The sequence below is a fragment of the Kitasatospora sp. NPDC054939 genome, assembly GCF_053610105.1.
In genome coordinates this window covers 1-16,331 of sequence record NZ_JBSGXP010000183.1, presented here as the reverse complement: position 1 = coordinate 16,331, position 16,331 = coordinate 1, and the positions used below count along the sequence as shown (strand labels likewise).

Sequence of the window (16,331 nt, the reverse complement as noted above, 5' to 3'; positions counted from 1 at the left end):
ACACCGGGCGGCGGCACGGGGGCGGTTCAGCGACGCTCAGCGACGCTCAGAGACCGATGCGGACCAGCCGCTCCGGCGAGGAAGGCCGTGCAGCAGTCTTGTCATGGCCGCCGCCCGTCCCTACCGTCGAGTAGCACCGAGTCGACGCCCGCCGTCCCGGATTCCGTGCGCACCGGCGAAGGAGCCGCGATGAACCGTCGCCCCACCACCCGTTCCCGGCGCGGACGCCTCCTCGCCGCCGTCGCCGCGGCCTTCTGCGCGGCCGTCCCGGGGATCGCCGCCCCGGCCGGGGCCGCCCCCGCCGGTCCGCAGCCGCTGCGCGAGGTGCTGTTCGTCGGCAACAACTGGGACGGCACGGCCGACGTCGTCGAGTCCGGCGGCGGGCTCGCCCGGATCGGCCGGGTCAACGTCGTCCCCGACAAGGACCAGCGGCTCACCGAGATCGCCCTCAACCCGGTCAAGCTCGCCTTCTTCCTGGGCGTCCGGCTCGGACCGGGCGAGGGGCACGACCAGCTCGTCGACGACATGTACTCCACCCCGGACGGCTCGGCCGTGGTCGTCTCCCGGCCGAGCTTCGCCGACGTGGTCTCCGTCGACCTGGCCAGCGGGCGCATCAACTGGCGCTTCCCGGTGTCGGGTTACCGCAGCGACCACATGGCGGTCTCGCCCGACGGCCGGCGCGTCGCGGTCTCGGCCTCCACCTCGAACACCGTCCACGTGCTGGACATCGTGACCGGCCGCGAACTCGGCTCGTTCCGGACCGGCGACAAACCGCACGAGAACCTCTTCACCGACGGCGGCCGGCAGCTGTGGAACATGTCGATCGGCGAGGTCACCACCGCCCTCGACGCCCCCTGGCTGGACTGGACGAAGGGCGACCGCCGGATCACCGTCGTCGACGCCGCGACGCTCACCCCGGTCAAGGTCGTCGACATGCGCGCCCGGCTGGACGCCTTCGGCCGCTCCGACCTCTCCGACGCCGTCCGGCCCGCCGCCTTCACCCCCGACGGGTCGCGGCTCTACTTCCAGGTCTCCTTCTTCAACGGCCTGGTCGAGTACGACACTGCGGCCGACCGGATCACCCGGGTGGTGACGCTGCCCGAGAACCCGGCCACCAGCGACGACCGCACCACCTGGGTCAACGACTCCCGCCACCACGGCCTGACCGTGAACCCCGCGGGCGACAAGCTGTGCGTCGCCGGGACGATGGACGACTACGCGACCGTCGTCGACCGAGCGACCCTCAAGGAGGGGCCGCTGGTGCCCGCCGCCAAGCCGTACTGGGCGACCGTCAGCGGTGACGGGCGCTCCTGCATCGTCTCCGAGAGCGGGGCCGACCGGGTGATCGCGATCGACTTCGCGACCGGCCTGCGGACGGCCTCGGTGGACGTCGGCGACCACCCGCAGCGGGTCCGGCTCGGGCACGTCCCGGCCGGCTGGACCGGCCCGGCCCGGAGCTGACGGGCCGCAGTCGACAGCAGACGGGTCAGCGGGAGCGGGCGGCGGAGCCGACGGCCAGGACGGCGCCGGCGGCCGCCGCCACCGCACCGGCGGCCAGCAGCCCGCTGCGGGAGCGCCAGGACATCACCGACCAGCAGGACTGCGCGGACAGCAGCGAGCCGACGCTCAGCCAGGAGCCGGCCGAGAGCAGCGAGAGCGCCGAACCGACGGACCCGACCGACAGCACGCTTCCGACCGACCCGATCGAGAGCACCGACCCCACCGACCCGATCGACAGGGTCGAGCCGACCGAGGCGACCGACAGCAGGGATTCCTTGGACCAGAGCGTCAACGAAGTGTCATCACAGGTGCGCACGCTCCGATCCTAGGCCGGTACTGCCGCGGGCGCCGTCGGTGGCGGCCGATAGCCTGCGGGCATGTCGGTCAACATCGATCTCCACTTCACCGTCTCCCGGCTCGCGGATGCGGCGCAGGCCGAGGCGGTCGCCGCCTCGGTCGGCGAGCTGCTGCGCGACGAGCGCATCGAGGACCAGATCAGCTACGGCGCGGTCTGCGACGACGGCGTCCACTACGTGTCGGGCGAGACGCAGTTCCCGCTCAGCATCACCGGCTTCGGCCGCTGGGCGCCGGAGTTCGAGAGCTCCTTCGCGTTCGCCGTGGCCGAGGCCGCGCCGACGGCGAAGGGCGTCATCGAGTGGGGCTACCCCGACGAGGCGCGCTGAGCGGCGCCGGGGCGGGCGCCGACCACCTCGGCCGGCTGCCCGCCCACCTGCGCGCGGTGCCGTACGCGGGCGCCCGCTACCCGGGTTCGCCCGCACTGGCCGAGCGGCCGGGCCTCGCGGCGGGCGCCAACTGCCAGACCTACGCGTACGCGGTGCTCGCGCACGCCGGGCTGGCGGCGCCGCCGCTGCGCTCCAGCGAGCTGTGGACCGACCGCGGGTCCACCGTGCGGGTCGCCGGACCCCGGCCGTACGACCTGGTGCTGTACAACGCGGCCGCCGACCCGTACGGCGCTCACGTCGGCGTCTGGCTGGGCGAGGACGCCGTGCTGCACCTGTGCGCGGAGGTGGGCCGGCCGGCGGTGTGGACCCGGGCGGACTTCGCGGAGCGCGAGCGCTACCGGGTCCTGGTCGGCTTCAAGCGGGTCACCGCCCGGACGGACGGCCCCGCCGAGCCCTGAACCGGCCCCCTGACCGGCCCCGCCGCGCCCTGACCGGCCCCGCCGCCCGGGTCACTCCTGCTCGGTGGCCCCGGCGAGGGCCTCCTCGCGCAGGTCCTCCTCGGAGGCCCCGCGGCGCCAGTAGCCGGAGAAGTTCACCGCGGTGCGGTCGAGCCCGCGGTCGTTGACCAGGTGCCGGCGCAGTGTCCGGACGGTCCCGGCCTCGCCCGCGATCCAGGCGTACGGGGTGGTGTCCGCGGGCAGCTCGGCGGCGCGTACGGCGTCGACCAGCGACGGGTGGCCCTCGGCGCGGACCAGCCAGGTGAGGTCGACCTCGGGTCCGGTGGCGAACTCCTGGACGTCCGCGCGCTCCGGCACCTCGATGAAGGCGCGCACCGCGGTCCCGGCGGGCAGCCACTCCAGGATGCCGCCGGCGGCGGGCAGCGCGGTCTCGTCGGCCGCGAGCAGCACCAGGTCGGTGCCCTGCGGGGGGAGGAAGGTGGCGCTGCGGTTGTCGGCCACGTACGGGCCGAGCAGCAGCACGCGGTCGCCGGCGGCGGCGGTGCGGGCCCAGCGGGAGGCCGGGCCGGTGTCGCCGTGCAGCGCGAAGTCGACGTCCAGCTCGGCGGGCTCGGTGCGATGGGCGCGAATGGTGTAGGAGCGCATCACGGCCCGGACGGACTCGTCGAGGGCCCGCCAGGCGGCGAACCAGTTCTCGCCGGCCTCCAGCGGCAGTACCGGGGCGTCCTGGCCGGGGTGCGGCAGGAACAGCGAGAAGCTCTGGTCGCGCCCGCCCGAGGCGAAGTCGCGCAGCTCCTCGCCGCCGAGGGTCACCCGGACCATGGTCGGGCCGAGCCGCTCGGTGCGGACGACGTGCGCGGCGAAGAAGCGGAACTGGCCGGCGATGGTCAGGGGTTCGGTCATGGTGTGTCAGCCCGTGTTCTCTGTGCGTGGCGGGGCCGGCGGCGGGCCCGGTCGGACGACGAGGAGCCCACCGGGGCGGCGGCTGACAAAGGTTAACCTAACCTAAGATCTGCATCCGAAGGAGGGGTCGGTACGGCCCCACGGTGTCCGTGGGGAGCGGCCGGGTGGTGCCCCGTACGGGACCGCCGCGGAAGCGGTCAGGACGGCGGTCCCGTACGGGAGTCGGTCAGCCCGCGGTGCTCCAGGAGACGTTCGCGGTGACCCCGGAGAAGCCCTGCTGGGCGTGCAGGCTGAAGTACACCCAGCCGGCCGGGGGGTTGGTGACGGTGAGGGTCTCGCCGTTGCCCGCGGAGGCGGACTTCGACAGGTGCGAGCCGGTGGTGGCCCAGCTGGTGCCGTTGTAGTACAGGTCGGCGTTGCCGGTGCCGCCGCTCGTGGTGACCGTCAGCTTCTTGACGCCGGCCGGCAGGTACGCGAAGTGGTAGCTGTAGTTGCCGGTGCCGGCCGCGAGGTTGTCGCGGCGGCAGTCGTTGTCGAACTGGCGGGCGTCGGCGGCGGTGCACAGCGGCGGCTGGACGGGCGGCAGGGTGCCGCAGTTGTCGGCGGCGCAGGCGGTCAGCCAGGTGGCGAAGTCGGCGTCGTAGCGGGTGCCGATGGTGGTCTTCAGCAGGGTGCGGGCGCCGTTCCAGTCGCCGCTGCGGTACTTGGCGAGCACCGCGGTGACGTCCTGCGGGTGCGACTGGAGCATGTAGCGGACCGCCAGGTAGCCCCAGTTGTAGACGCGGGTGGAGTCGGCGTTGTCGTAGGTGGTGTCGAACAGCTCGCTCAGCTTGTAGGTCTTCCTGCCGGCCTCGGCGATCGCGGCGGCGTAGCGCTCGTTGCGGTAGCCGTAGGACACGTACTCGGCCAGGCCCTCGACCCACCAGATGGTCGGGGTGGTCATGCCGGCCTCGAAGTCGCCGTACATGTTGTAGCGCCCGTCGAGGTAGTGGGTGTACTCGTGGTTGAGGTTCCAGATCTCGAAGGCCGGGCGCAGCCAGGTGGCCTCGTGGGCGATGAAGCGGGCCTGGTTGCCGGGCTTGGCGGGGTCGCCCTCCTCGTACATGCCGCCGTTGTCGACCGCGATGCCGTACATCGACCAGGCGTAGAGGCTGTAGTCGTAGTACGAGTCGAAGACGACCACTTCGAGGTGGCTGTTGAGGTCGCCGGCGACCGGGCCGCTGTTGCGGACGACGCCGTGGAAGTACGCGTCCTGGTTGACCAGGCTGGTGCAGGTGGTGGCCAGTTCGGCGGCGCTCATCTGCTGGGCGCGGATGCGCAGGCTGGCGTTGCAGGTGTGGTTCACGGTGAGCACCAGCGGGACGAGGCGGCTGGGCAGGTCGCAGGTGCCGTAGTAGCCGCAGTTGCCGGTGTCGCGCTTCTCGGTGAACCAGGCGAGGTTCATGGTGAGCGGACCGGTCGGGCCGACCAGCGGGTAGCGGTTGATCAGGTCCTTGACCAGGGGCCGGGCCTGCGGCTTGAGCACGTCGAAGGAGAGCAGGTTGCCGAGCTGGATGCCGATGTCGGTGGCCGGGTCGCCGCCGTCGATCATCGCGCCGTTGCGGGTGACGAAGGAGGCCATCGCGCCGGCGAAGCCCGGGTCGGCCTGCAGCGCGGAGATGAACGCGGGCTGCTCGGTGCCGCGTTCGATGACGGTCTCGGTGTTGGCGACCGCGGTCCGCAGGGTGCCGGTCCAGGTGGCGCTGTTGAAGTCGGTCAGCAGGCGCTTGACCACCCCGGTGTAGCGGGCGTTCTCGCCGGCGCTGTCGATCAGGGTGACGGCCTCGGCGAGGGTGGCGCCGTTGGCCTGGGTGACGTCCTTGCTGCGCGGTGCGCCGTGGAAGGCGTCCAGGGCGCCGCGGATCGAGTTCTGCAGTGCGGTGCCGTACCCGCCGACGGTGTCGGGGTGGTACCACTGCACGTAGTAGCCGGCGCGCAGGAAGAGCACCAACTGCCCGACGGAGGTGGAGTTGTCGCCGGGGTAGCTCGCGGAGGCGCTGCGCAGGGCGTCGGCGACGCTGACCATCTGGGCCTCGCGGAAGGCGCCGCGGGCGTTGTCGCCGGTCAGCTGGAAGAGCGAGTCGATGCAGTCCAGGCCGGAGGCCTTGACCTGCTGTACGAGCGCGTTGCCGGTGCGGGTGGTGAAGTCCGCGACGTTACAGGCGGCCGCGGTGGCGGAGGGGGCCGCCGACTTGCTCGGCCGGATCTGCCGGACGGGCTCGCCGGCCCGGGGCGCCTTGGCCCTTGTGGCGTCGAACTGCTCGGCGAGCGGGCGGCTGTCGGTCGGCGTGCGGGGGGACTTGGGCACCGGGATCGCCCGGGGCGCCGTGGTGTCCGCGGTGGGCTTGGCGGGCGCGGGCGCGGGTGCGGCCTGGCTCTGCGGAGCCAGGAGTCCGAGCGCGAGTGGCAGCGCGACGGCGAGCGCCGAGAGGCGGCTCGCCTGTGTCGTGCAGATCCGGAAGAGACGCATGTGTGGGGGCCTCCGGGCCGTACGGGGCCGCAGTGGGGGCGCGACCCTGTCAATGTGTGACATGTAAAATGGCACATGTCGCATCACGGCGGAAGGGTTCGGCCGGGATTCGTGTGCGATCGGCCCGAATCGTTGCATCGCCGCAGGTCGGCCCGCGGGTACCGACCGGTTCCGGCATTGGACTGGACCAATATGGGGGCGCCGCCCTAGGGTGCCAATTCACCGCCACACCGCGCAGGTTGGCGACACCCCCGCCGAGGATGGAGCACCATGGGCGCCTGGCCGCAGCTGCGAAGAAGCCGGACCGTCACCGCCGGGCAACCCGACGGGCGGACCGTGCGGTGCGGCCTGGTCGACACCATGCTGGCCGACCTCTCGGTCTCGGTGGTGCACTTCTTCGAGCAGCGGCTGGACGAGGAGCGGCTGGCCGAGGGGCTCGCCGCGGCCCTCGCCCGGGTCCCGGTCTTCGGCGGCCGGCTGCGCACCCTGGACGGCGGCGCCCTGGAGATCGTCTGCGACGACTCCGGCGTCCCGCTGACCGTGTACGACCTCGACGCCGGCCTCCCCGAGGCGATGGCCCGCGTCACCAACGCCGGCACCGACCTGGTCGACCCGGTCGAGGCGGTGAAGGCGCGCACCGGGGACGTCCCGCTGCTGACCGTCCGGCTCACCCGGCTCGCCGACGGCGGCACCGCGCTCGGCTGCTCCTGGCACCACGCGGTCGGCGACGTGCAGAGCTTCATGCTGTTCCTGCGGGCGTGGTCCGCGGCGGTCGAGGGCGGTGAACTCCCGTTCGCCGAACTGGTCGCCGACCACGACGCCCACCTCGACGCGGTGCTTCCCGCCGAGGACTGCGGACGCCCCGGCTTCCGGGTGCCCGACGCCGCCGAGGCCGCCCTGCTCGCCGCCGAACTGGCCGCCGCCACCCGGGCCAACCGCACCCTGCAGATCTGGTTCGGGGACGACGAACTGCGCCGGATGCGCGCGGAGTTCACCGGGCAGGCCGGCCGCCCGCTCTCCTCCGGCGCCGCCCTGGCCGCCCATGTGGTCGCCTCGGTGCGGGAGTTGGACGGCGACCCGGAGACCCGCACGCTCACCATGCCGGTCAACGTCCGCCGCCCGCTCGGCCTCTCCCCGGCCCTGGTCGGCAACCTGCTCGGCGACCTCCACCTGCCCTGGTCGCCGCAGGACGGCCCGGCCGCGCTGGCCGCCGCGATCGGCGACGCCGTCGAGGACTTCGCCCGCGCGCACCTCGCGCTGCGCAGCAGTCTGGACTTCCTGGCCGCGATCGGCCCCGAACGGCGCCGCGACTGCGTCCCGCTCGGCTTCGACCCCGCCCACCGCCGCTTCACCCTCTCCAACTGGAGCCGATTCGGCGCGTACGAGGTGTCCTTCCAGGGGTACCGGCCGGTGTTCTTCAGCCCGGCCGCGAACTTCCCGGTGCCCTGGGTCTCCTGGCTGGTCGAGGGGTTCGGCGGCAGCGGCCGGCTGCTCACCGTCGTGCTGCCCGCCCGGCTCGCGGCCCGGCTGCGCGGCGCCGCCGGCCGGGCGGTGCTGCACCGCCACCGGCGGGCCGGCGACCCGCTGCCCGCCCAGGCCGCCGCCCTGCCGAAGGTCCTCTGAACGCACCGGCCGTCCGGGCCCGACGCCCGGACGGCCCGGTGGTACCGGCTACTTCACGACGGCGCGCAGGGCCTGCCGGAGCTGGTCGCGGCCGGGCTGCAGGGCGCGGTCCAACTGCGGGGCGAACGGCAGTACGGCGCCGTCCGGGCGGGTGATCCGCCGCGGCGGGGCGAGCAGGCGCATCTCCTCGGCGGCGGTGGCGACCACCTCGGCGCCGATCCCGCAGCTGCGGTTGGAGTCGTCCACGACGACCAGCCGCCCGGTCCGCTCCAGCGAGGCGGCGAGCGCGTCCCAGTCGAACGGGTGGAGGGTCCGCGGGTCGAACACCTCGACCGACAGCTCCGGCGCCAACTCCTCGGCCACCGCCAGCGCGTCGTGCACCAGGTGGCCCACCGCGACCAGCGTGACGTCGGTGCCCGGCCGGTGGATCCGGGCCGAGCCGAGCGGCACCGGGGCGAGCTCCCACGTGACCGTCTCCCGGACCGGCAGCGCGGCGGCCGGGGCGAACACCACCACCGGGTCGGGGTCGGCGATGGCGGAGCGCAGCAGCCCGTAGGCGTCGGTCGGCGTGGCCGGGACGACGGTCTTCACCCCGGCGTGCGCGAACAGGCTGTAGGGGTGGTCGGAGTGCTGCCCGGCCCAGCCGTCCCGGGAGCCGGAGCCCGGCACCAGGCAGGTGATCGGCACGCTCGCCTGGCCGCCCGTCATCAGCGAGAACTTGTGCGCCTGGTTGACGAGTTGCTCGAAGACCAGGAACAGCAGCGAGGGGATCTGGAACTCGATCACCGGCCGCCGGCCGGCCAGCGCCGCCCCGATCGCCATCGAGGTGAAGGCCTGTTCCGAGAGCGGGGTGTCGACGATCCGGGCGGGCCCGAAGCGGTCGAGCAGGTTGAGCGTGGGCCCGGCCATCCCGGCGCCGATGTCCTCGCCGAGGACGCAGACCGCCGGGTCCTCGGCGAGCGCGTCGGTGAGCGCCCGGTTGAGGGCCTTGGTGTACGAGAGCCTGGTCATGCCGTCGCCCCCGCCCGCGGGCGCCGGCCGTCGGCGTACAGGTGGTCCAGGGCGCCCGCCGGGTCCGGGTGTTCGGCGTCCAGCGCGAAGCGCTCGGCTCCGGCCAGCTCCCGGGCGACCGCCGCGTCGAGGGCGGCGGCCGTGCCGGCGTCCAGCAGCGCGGCGGCCCTGGGCAGCGGGTCGAGCGCCCGCCAGTGGTCGATCTCCTCAGGGGTGCGGTAGTGCAGCTTCATCCGCCGTTCCATCGTGTGGTGGCCCTCGAACCGGTAGGTGCGGCACTCCAGGAAGCCCGGACCGCCGCCGCTGCGGGCCCGTTCGACGGCCCGGCCGGCGGCCGCGCGGACGGCCTCGGTGTCCATCCCGTCCACCTCCTCGGCGGGGATGCCGAAGGCGGCGGCGCGGCCGACGGCGCTGCCCGCCACCGCGGTGGCGGCGGGCAGGGTGGTGGCGTAGCCGTTGTTCTCGCAGACGAACACCACCGGCAGCCGCCACATCGCGGCCAGGTTGAACGCCTCCAGCAGGACGCCCTGGTTGAGCGCGCCGTCGCCGAAGAAGGAGACCGCGACCCGGTCCTCGCCGGCCTGCTGGGCGGCCCAGGCGGCGCCGACCGCGATCGGGGCGCCGGCGCCGACGATCCCGTTGGCGCCGAGGATGCCCAGCGACAGGTCGGCGGCGTGCATGGAGCCGCCCCGGCCCCGGTTCAACCCGGCGCTGCGGCCGGCGAGTTCGGCGAGCAGCCGGTCCGGCCGGGCGGCCTTGGCCAGCACGTGGCCGTGGCCCCGGTGGGTGGAGGTGATCCGGTCCTGCGGGCGCAGCGCCGCGCAGACGCCGACGGCGACGGCCTCCTGCCCGATGTAGGGGTGGATGCCGCCGGTGATCACCCCGGAGCGGACCAGTCCGAGGGCCAGCTCCTCGAAGCCGCGGATCAGCCGCAGCATCCGGTAGCGGCCCGCGGGGGTGTCGAGCCCGGGGCCGGCCCGGCCGTCGGGGGCCGGGCCGGTGGTGTCGGGCGCGGTCACGGGGCTCCCTGCCAGGTGACCGGGCAGATCTCGGGGTCGGCGTAGTCCGGGTGGCCGTCCGGGGTGCGGCGGACCACCACGTCGTGGTTGTAGACGACGGGCGCGCCGTCCGGGCGGGTCGCGGGGCGGTAGGCGTTCGCGCCGTCCTGGAGGTGCAGCGAGACGGCCCGGCGCGGGTACGAGGCGAGGTTGGGGCCGCTGCCGTGGTAGGTGCGGCAGTGGTGGAAGCTGACGTGCCCGCGCGGGATGACCACCGGGACCTTCCGCACCTCCGCGCCGTTGTGGCGGGCGTTGGCGGCGAGGATGTCCTCCAGCTCGGAGTTGTCGCGGTCGGCGAAGTGCCGGGTGGAGTCCTCGCCGGAGGGCAGCTCCTGCCAGCGGTGGCTGCCGTCGACCATGGTGATGGTGCCGTTCACCTCCGCGCAGTCGTGGAACGGCAGGAAGGCGGTGAGCATCCGGTCGGAGGAGCAGGTCTGCCAGTAGTGCTTGTCGAAGTGCCACGGCACCCGGTTGGAGGGCTCCTCGGGCACCGGGGGCTTGTAGATGAGGGTCGCCTGGAAGACCCGGATCTCCTCGGCGCCGGCGAGCAGCGCGGCGACCGCGCCGAGCAGCGGCTTGCGCAGGATCGCGCCGATCGCGTCGCTCTCGTGGTGGACGTAGTCGTTGTGCCGCTGGACGGGCCCGTGCGCGGGCTCCCAGGCGGCGAGGTTCGGCGGCCGGACGGCCAGCGTGCGGTCGCGGTGGCCCTCGTAGTACTTCTCGGTGGCGGCCTGCAGGGTGTCGAGCTCCTCGTCGGAGAAGAGCTGCCGGGAGAGGTACCAGCCGTGCTCGCGGTAGCCGGCCACCTCCTCGGGTGTGGGCAGCAGGGCGCGCTCGGCCTCGGTGAGGGCGAACTCGGGTGCGGTGGTCATGGGGTGTGTCCTCCTGGGGGCGGCGGTCAGACGGACGCGGCGGCGCGCTGGCGCTCGACCGCCTCGTACAGGGCCTTGATGTTGGCGGTGCCGAAGGTGCCGGCCCCCTGGCGTTCGATCAGCTCCAGGAAGAAGGTCCGCCGCGGGTGGGTGGAGCGCACGAAGATCTGGAACAGCTGGCCGCCGTGGTCCTGGTCCACCAGGACGTCCAGCTCGCGCAGCGTCTCCACCGGGATCGCGGTGCCGCCGAGCCGCTCGGTGAGCTGGTCGTAGTAGGTGCCGGGGGTGCTCAGGAACTCGACGCCGCGTTCCCGGGCGGTGCGCACCGCGGTGGCGATGTCGTCGGTGCGGAAGGCGATGTGCTGCACCCCGGCGCCGTCGTGGTCGGCCAGGAACCGGTCGATCTGGCCGGGCCGGCGGCTGGTGTCCGGCTCGATCAGGGTGAAGGTGACGTCCCCCGAGGCGCTCTGCACCACGCTGGAGTCCATCGCCTGCTCGCCGACCTCGATGTACTCGCCGAAGATGCGGTGGAAGCCGAGCGCGGCCTCGCAGAACCGCACGGCGTCCGCGAGCTGCCCGGCCGGGACGCAGACGGCGACGTGGTCGAGGGCGTCCAGCAGGCCGCCGGGGGCCGGCGGGGCGTCCTGGGGCAGCGGGACCAGGCGCAGCGCGGTGTCGCCGAAGCCGGCGATCAGGCCGCCCGCCCGGTCGAGGACCCGCGCGCCGTGGCGCTCGGCGCGCTCCAGGACGGCGGCCGGGTCGGTGCAGCCCAGGGCGAGGACGGCGATGCCGTCGCCGTGCCGCTCGACGTAGCGGGCGACCGGGTGGGCGGGGGAGGCGGCGGAGGTGAGCCGGAAGCGGATGGTGCCCTGGTGGACGTGGACCTGCTGCAGCCCGGGCTCCGGCGGGGGCTGGTGGGCGTCGCGCAGGAAGCCGAATCTGGCGTGGAGGTCGGCGGCGGTCTGCGCGGCGTCCGCGCAGTGGTACTCGACATGGGTGATCGTCTGGATGGACAACGAGGCTCCAGAGGCGAGGAGTTGGAGGATGGGGCCGGGCGGCTCCCCGGCGGCGGCCCGGCGCGGGCCCGACCCGGAGGGGCGGCTGGGCCCCGTCTACTTGGCCGCGCGGGTCGAGGGCGGGCCGAGGATCAGGCTGACGTTGTGGCCGCCGAAGGCGAAGGCGTTGCTCAGCGCGGCGCGCGGGGCGGCGGCGCGGGCGGCGCCGCGGATGTGGTCCAGCGGACAGGCCGGGTCCGGGTCCGCCAGGTTGACCGTGGGCGGCAGCAGTCCCCGGGCGACGGCCAGTGCGGTGACCGCGGCCTCCAGGGCGCCGGCGGCGCCCAGCAGGTGCCCGGTGGCGCCCTTGGTGGAGCTGACGGCCGGGCCGCCCTCGGGGCCGAACACCCCGCGCAGCGCGGCGGTTTCGGCGATGTCGCCCAGCTTGGTGCCGGTGCCGTGGGCGTTGACGTACCCGACGTCGGCCGGTACGAGCCCGGCGTCGGCGATCGCCGCGCGCATCGCGTCGGCCGCGCCCTCGCCGTCCGGCCGGGGCATGGTCGGGTGGTGGGCGTCGGTGGACGCGCCCCAGCCGATCAGGTCGGCGTACCCGGCGGCGCCGCGCGCCTCGGCGTGGGCCGCGCGCTCCAGCACCAGGACGGCGCTGCCCTCGCCCAGCACGAAGCCGTTGCGGCGGGCGTCGAACGGCCGGCTCGCCTGCGCCGGGTCGTCCCATCCCTGGGCCAGTGCACGGGCGTTGGTGAACGCCGCGGCGATGGTCGGATGCAGCGAGGACTCGGTGCCGCCGCACACCACGACGTCCGCGTCCCCGGCCCGGATCAGCCGCAGCCCCTCGGCGACGGCCTGCGCCCCCGCCGCGCAGGCGGTCACGATCGCCGAACTGTAGCCCCGGATCCCGTGCTTGATGGCGACCCGGGCGGTGGCCATGTTGGAGAGCATCCCCGGCAGCAGGTACGGGCTGACGCCGGGCCGGCCGCGCTCCAGCCGGCGGTGCGACTGCTGCTCGAAGGTCTCCAGTCCGCCGCCGCCGGTGGCCAGCACCACGGCGGTGCGGCGCGGGTCGACGTCGCGCCCGACCACCAGTCCGGCGTCGGCCAGGGCGTCGTCCGCGGCGGCGAGGGCCAGCAGCACGAAGCGGTCCACGCAGCGGGTCTCGGTCGGCGGCAGGACCTCGCGGCCGTCGACCGCGGGGGCGATCCCGGCGGCGGGCAGCCAGCCGTGGGCGGCGTGGCCCTCGGGGACGGCGGTGATCCCGGTGCGTCCGGCGGTCAGCGCCTCGAAGACCTCGGCGGGCTTGCGGCCCAGCGGGGTGACCATGCCCAGGCCGGTGACCACGGCGGCCCGGGCACCGGCGGCCCGCCGGTCGGTCGGGGCGGCGCTCACCGGGCCGCCGCCGAGGCGAGGTGGCGCTCGCGCAGCAGCACCTTGCGGACCTTGCCGGTGGGGCCGAGCGGGATGTCGTCGCCCCCGACCACCACCACCCGGCGGACGGTCGCGGCGGTGTGCTCGTCGAGTGCGGCCACCACCTCCGCGGTGCGGTCCGCCGTTCGGTCGGCGCCCTCCGCCAGGACCAGCAGCACATCGGTGACGACCCGGTCGCCGTCCTTGACCGCGACCACCGTGCAGTCCGCCACGGCGGCGCAGCCGGCCAGCACCCGCTCCTCCGACATGGCGGTGAACAGCCGTTTGCCGTCGCCGAGTTCGACCGAGTCCACGGCCCGGTCGACGTGGTACCAGTAGCCCTCCTCGTCCCGGTACATGAGGTCGCCGGTGAGGAAGCGGCCGCGGATCCTGGTGCGGAAGGTGGTCACCGAGTCGTTCCAGTAGCCGAGCGCCAGGGTGGGGGAGGCGGTGGCGAGTTCGCCGACCTCGCCGGGGCCGAGCGGCTCGCCGTCCGGGCCGACCACCTCGCAGTCCACGAAGGCGTGCGGGCGGCCGACGCAGCGGCCGTACCTCTCGGTGCCGGGGCCGTGCGTGATGAAGAAGTGCGAGTGGCCCATCTCGGTCGAGCCGAGGCCGTCGACGAACAGCGAGCCGGGTACCCGGGAGCGGCCCTTGCGGGTCACGGTCTCCCGGGAGCCGGCGGCGATCAGCCGGCGGATGTGCGCCTCGTGCGCGCAGTCGCCGGTGTTCCACCAGAGGGCGACCGGGTCGAGCGCGCGGGCGGCCAGGTCGTGCCGGGCCAGCTCGGCCCAGGTCGCGGCGAAGCCGATCACGCCGCGTGGCTTCCACTGCTCGATGGCGTCCAGCACGCCGTCGCCGGACTGCGTGGAGAGCAGGGCGAGTTCGGCCTGCGAGCTGAGCGCCAGGTTGACCGCGATCACGGTGGCGGCGTGCGGGGCGGGCAGGGCGCTGAGCATCCGCTCGGAGCCCTGCGGGCGGGGCAGCGACAGCCGGTGGCGGATCGCCGCGTACAGGCTCGCGTGCGAGTGGACCACGGCCTTCGGCATCCCGGTGGTGCCCGAGGAGTGGGTGATCGCGACCGGGTCGCCGGACCAGTGCCGGTAGGGCGCGGGCGCGGCCTGCGGGTCGCCGTCGCCGAGCGAGGCGACGTCCGGCAGCAGCGGGGCGCCCGGGTCGTGGCCGGCCAGGGCGGCGCGGTGGGCGGGGTCGGTGAGCACGCCCACCGCCCCGATCCGGGCGATGTAGCGGGCGGCCCGCTCGCCGTCCAGGTTGGGGTTGAGCAGCGCGGGGATCGCGCCGAGCCGGGCCAGCGCCAGGAAGGAGAGGACGTGGTCGGCGGCGGCGCTCGCGTACACCACCACCGGGTCGCGTCGGGCGACGCCGAGCGCGTGCAGGGCGGCGGCCCTGGCCCGGACGGCGCGGTCCAGCTCGCGCAGGGTGAACGGCTGCCAGGCGGGGTGGTCGTCGACCGGGGTGTCGAAGGTCAGCAGCGGCTCGTCCAGGCCGAGGCCCAGGGCCACTCTGCTGGTCAGCACGTTCCCGGCGCCGACCTCGGGGTCGGCGGCGAGAAGTGCGCGGATGTTGCGGATGCTCACGGGGTGGATCCCTCCCATGGTGCTGGCCATGCGGGTCGCGGTTCGGACTGCGGTCGCGGCGTGTGGGGCGCGCGGGATGCTGCGGTGCGGGGGAGCGGCCCCGCGGCCCCGGGGTCCGGGCCGTGGCGGGGGCTCCCCGGGGTGCCGGGGCGTCAGGCCGAGGTGAACCGGCCGGCCGGTCCCCGGGCGGCGGTCACCAGGACGGCGGTGGCGTGGTCGGCGGGGTGCTCCGCCGAGGCCTGTTCGGCGGCGATCACCAGGACCTCGTCGGCGTCCCCGTCGGCGAGCAGCAGCTGCGCCAACTCCAGGGCGTCCGGCGGAACGTCGCCGGGCGCCGCGGCCCAGGGCGGGCTGATCGCGACGACCGGCCCGGTGAGCCGCCAGCGGGCCGCGAGGTGCCCGAGGACGGCGTTGGGGTTGGACTGGAAGAAGAGCAGCGGCGGCACCCGCCGGCCGGACTCCGCCGCGGCGTCGATGGCCGCCGCGGTGGCCCGGTCGCCCCCGCTGCTGGCGAGCAGCAGGGCCGTACGGCCGGGCGCCGCCCCGTCGGGCGGGCCGAGCCGGGCGGTCAGGCAGAGGTCGGCGGTCGCCGCCACCAGCGGGTTGAAGGTGGAGGCGGAGAAGCCGGGGAGCGGGGGCAGCTCGGCGGGACCGTCCGGGATCGGCCAGCGGGCCTCGGCGAGCAGGCGCAGCCCGGCCGGCAGCCCGGCCGTCGCGGCGTCCGGCCGCGGTTCGGTGGCGGGCGCGGTCATGCGGCGGCCACCAGGAGTGCGGTGTTGGCGCCGCCGAACGCGGAGTTGAGGCTGAGCGCCAGGCGCGGCCGGGCCGGGCGCGGCCCGTCCAGGACGAGGGCCAGCCCGAGGTTCGGGTCCGGCTCCCGCAGGCCGGCGTTGACCGGCAGCAGCCCCTCACCCAACGCGGCCGTGGTGACGACCAGTTCGAGCAGCGCGGAGGCCTCCAGGGCGTGCCCGTGCACCGACTTGCTGGAGCTGACCGGAAGCCGGGCGGTGTGCTCGCCGAACACCCGGTGCAGCGCGCTCGCCTCGGCGCGGTCGGCGAACGGCGATCCGGTGCCGTTGGCGTTGACGTAGTCGACCTCGGCCGGGTCCAGCCCGGCCCGGGCCAGGGCCGCCAGGACGGCCCGGACCACCCCCTCGCCGTCCGGTTCGGGCCGGCAGACGTGGTACGCGTCGCCGGACCTGCCCCAGCCGGCCAGCCGGGCCAGCGGCTGCGCCCCGCGCCGCTCGGCCTCGCCCGCCGCCTCGACCACCACGGCCGCGGCGGCGTCGCCGAGCAGGGTGCCGCTGCGGCCGGCGCCGAACGGGCGCAGCGCGCCGTCCCGGGCGAGCGCGCGGCCCGCGTCGAAGGCCGCGAAGACGCCCGGTTCGACCAGGTGCCCGGCGGCGACCACCACCCGCGGGTGGCGGCCGGCGGCGACCAGGGCGGCGGCGTCCGCGACGGCGGTGCCGGCCGCCACGCAGGCGCCGGTGTAGACCCGGGTGACACCGGGCAGGCCGAGGGCGGCGACACCCTCGGCCACGGCGGCGGCGACCTGCCGGGTGCGCAGGTCGCTGTGCAGGGCGAGCAGCACCGGCGTGTCACCCGGCCGGTCGCCGGGCCGCCCGGTGCCCGCCTGCCGGCAGGCGTCGGCGACCGCGGTCACGACGGCCCCGGCCAGCGCCGGGGGGTCGGGCAGCAG

At 75.2% G+C, this 16,331-nt stretch carries 15 protein-coding genes; 4 read left to right on the top strand and 11 right to left on the bottom strand.

All coding sequences use genetic code 11. The features are described 5' to 3' along the window. Window positions 1–189: 189 nt before the first annotated feature. Window positions 190–1,461, top strand: coding sequence for a YncE family protein (locus ACWGB8_RS34300; protein WP_452217573.1), 1,272 nt, complete (start codon window positions 190–192; stop codon window positions 1,459–1,461). 25 nt (window positions 1,462–1,486) lie between these two features. Here the strand turns inward: ACWGB8_RS34300 and ACWGB8_RS34295 are convergent, their stop codons facing one another. Continuing rightward, window positions 1,487–1,816 (bottom strand): hypothetical protein, encoded by a 330-nt coding sequence (locus ACWGB8_RS34295; protein ID WP_452217572.1) that lies wholly within the window; start codon window positions 1,814–1,816, stop codon window positions 1,487–1,489. Window positions 1,817–1,877: 61 nt separating this feature from the next. Between ACWGB8_RS34295 and ACWGB8_RS34290 the strand changes: the two genes are divergently transcribed. Together ACWGB8_RS34290 and ACWGB8_RS34285 are read left to right on the top strand one after the other, a co-directional pair. After that, complete coding sequence (locus tag ACWGB8_RS34290) at window positions 1,878–2,183, top strand: hypothetical protein (RefSeq protein WP_452217571.1); 306 nt, start codon at window positions 1,878–1,880, stop codon at window positions 2,181–2,183. Beyond that, entirely contained in the window at window positions 2,156–2,641 is a 486-nt protein-coding gene (locus ACWGB8_RS34285) for a hydrolase (protein ID WP_452217570.1), read from the top strand. The genes ACWGB8_RS34290 and ACWGB8_RS34285 overlap by 28 nt, the downstream gene beginning before the upstream one ends. A 51-nt stretch (window positions 2,642–2,692) precedes the next feature. Here ACWGB8_RS34285 and ACWGB8_RS34280 read toward each other — a convergent pair whose 3' ends face one another. Together ACWGB8_RS34280 and ACWGB8_RS34275 are read right to left on the bottom strand one after the other, a co-directional pair. Continuing rightward, the gene (locus ACWGB8_RS34280; protein WP_452217569.1) at window positions 2,693–3,544 is read right to left on the bottom strand and encodes a siderophore-interacting protein; all 852 of its coding nucleotides are present in this window, start codon (window positions 3,542–3,544) and stop codon (window positions 2,693–2,695) included. 226 nt (window positions 3,545–3,770) lie between these two features. Further along, the gene (locus ACWGB8_RS34275) at window positions 3,771–6,053 is read right to left on the bottom strand and encodes a M9 family metallopeptidase (protein WP_452217568.1); all 2,283 of its coding nucleotides are present in this window, start codon (window positions 6,051–6,053) and stop codon (window positions 3,771–3,773) included. A gap of 270 nt (window positions 6,054–6,323) precedes the next feature. Here ACWGB8_RS34275 and ACWGB8_RS34270 point away from each other — a divergent pair, with 270 nt between their 5' ends. Further along, the gene (locus ACWGB8_RS34270) at window positions 6,324–7,676 is read left to right on the top strand and encodes an acyltransferase (protein ID WP_452217567.1); all 1,353 of its coding nucleotides are present in this window, start codon (window positions 6,324–6,326) and stop codon (window positions 7,674–7,676) included. Window positions 7,677–7,724: 48 nt separating this feature from the next. Here the strand turns inward: ACWGB8_RS34270 and ACWGB8_RS34265 are convergent, their stop codons facing one another. The 8 genes from ACWGB8_RS34265 to ACWGB8_RS34230 form a co-directional block, all read right to left on the bottom strand. Beyond that, window positions 7,725–8,687 (bottom strand): alpha-ketoacid dehydrogenase subunit beta, encoded by a 963-nt coding sequence (locus ACWGB8_RS34265; RefSeq protein WP_452217566.1) that lies wholly within the window; start codon window positions 8,685–8,687, stop codon window positions 7,725–7,727. Next, window positions 8,684–9,706: a thiamine pyrophosphate-dependent dehydrogenase E1 component subunit alpha gene (locus ACWGB8_RS34260; protein ID WP_452217565.1), complete on the bottom strand. Its 1,023-nt coding sequence runs from the start codon at window positions 9,704–9,706 to the stop codon at window positions 8,684–8,686. Before ACWGB8_RS34260 ends, ACWGB8_RS34265 begins: the two co-directional genes overlap by 4 nt. After that, a complete protein-coding gene (locus ACWGB8_RS34255; protein WP_452217564.1) occupies window positions 9,703–10,617 on the bottom strand; it encodes a phytanoyl-CoA dioxygenase family protein in 915 nt (304 codons plus the stop codon). The genes ACWGB8_RS34260 and ACWGB8_RS34255 overlap by 4 nt, the downstream gene beginning before the upstream one ends. A gap of 26 nt (window positions 10,618–10,643) precedes the next feature. Next, on the bottom strand, window positions 10,644–11,633 hold the full coding sequence (gene hppD, locus ACWGB8_RS34250) for a 4-hydroxyphenylpyruvate dioxygenase (protein WP_452217563.1): 990 nt from the start codon (window positions 11,631–11,633) through the stop codon (window positions 10,644–10,646). A gap of 96 nt (window positions 11,634–11,729) precedes the next feature. After that, the gene (locus ACWGB8_RS34245; RefSeq protein ID WP_452217562.1) at window positions 11,730–13,016 is read right to left on the bottom strand and encodes a beta-ketoacyl-[acyl-carrier-protein] synthase family protein; all 1,287 of its coding nucleotides are present in this window, start codon (window positions 13,014–13,016) and stop codon (window positions 11,730–11,732) included. Then, window positions 13,013–14,632 carry an AMP-binding protein gene (locus ACWGB8_RS34240; RefSeq protein WP_452217561.1) on the bottom strand — a complete coding sequence of 540 codons (1,620 nt, stop codon included), beginning with the start codon at window positions 14,630–14,632 and terminating at the stop codon, window positions 13,013–13,015. The genes ACWGB8_RS34245 and ACWGB8_RS34240 overlap by 4 nt, the downstream gene beginning before the upstream one ends. Before the next feature lie 152 nt (window positions 14,633–14,784). Beyond that, window positions 14,785–15,384: a beta-ketoacyl synthase chain length factor gene (locus ACWGB8_RS34235; RefSeq protein ID WP_452217560.1), complete on the bottom strand. Its 600-nt coding sequence runs from the start codon at window positions 15,382–15,384 to the stop codon at window positions 14,785–14,787. Next, on the bottom strand, window positions 15,381–16,331 hold a 951-nt coding region (locus ACWGB8_RS34230; protein WP_452217559.1), incomplete at its 5' end, for a beta-ketoacyl synthase N-terminal-like domain-containing protein. The genes ACWGB8_RS34235 and ACWGB8_RS34230, both read right to left, overlap by 4 nt.

What these genes read in the sequence shown, in the direction of transcription:
- ACWGB8_RS34300 (WP_452217573.1), top strand. Translation starts at nt 190, where the DNA reads ATGAACCGTCGCCCCACCACCCGTTCCCGGCGCGGACGCCTCCTCGCC.
- ACWGB8_RS34280 (WP_452217569.1), bottom strand. Translation starts at nt 3,544, where the DNA reads ATGACCGAACCCCTGACCATCGCCGGCCAGTTCCGCTTCTTCGCCGCG.
- ACWGB8_RS34265 (WP_452217566.1), bottom strand. Translation starts at nt 8,687, where the DNA reads ATGACCAGGCTCTCGTACACCAAGGCCCTCAACCGGGCGCTCACCGAC.
- ACWGB8_RS34255 (WP_452217564.1), bottom strand. Translation starts at nt 10,617, where the DNA reads ATGACCACCGCACCCGAGTTCGCCCTCACCGAGGCCGAGCGCGCCCTG.
- ACWGB8_RS34235 (WP_452217560.1), bottom strand. Translation starts at nt 15,384, where the DNA reads ATGACCGCGCCCGCCACCGAACCGCGGCCGGACGCCGCGACGGCCGGG.
- ACWGB8_RS34290 (WP_452217571.1), top strand. Translation starts at nt 1,878, where the DNA reads ATGTCGGTCAACATCGATCTCCACTTCACCGTCTCCCGGCTCGCGGAT.
- ACWGB8_RS34275 (WP_452217568.1), bottom strand. Translation starts at nt 6,053, where the DNA reads ATGCGTCTCTTCCGGATCTGCACGACACAGGCGAGCCGCCTCTCGGCG.
- ACWGB8_RS34270 (WP_452217567.1), top strand. Translation starts at nt 6,324, where the DNA reads ATGGGCGCCTGGCCGCAGCTGCGAAGAAGCCGGACCGTCACCGCCGGG.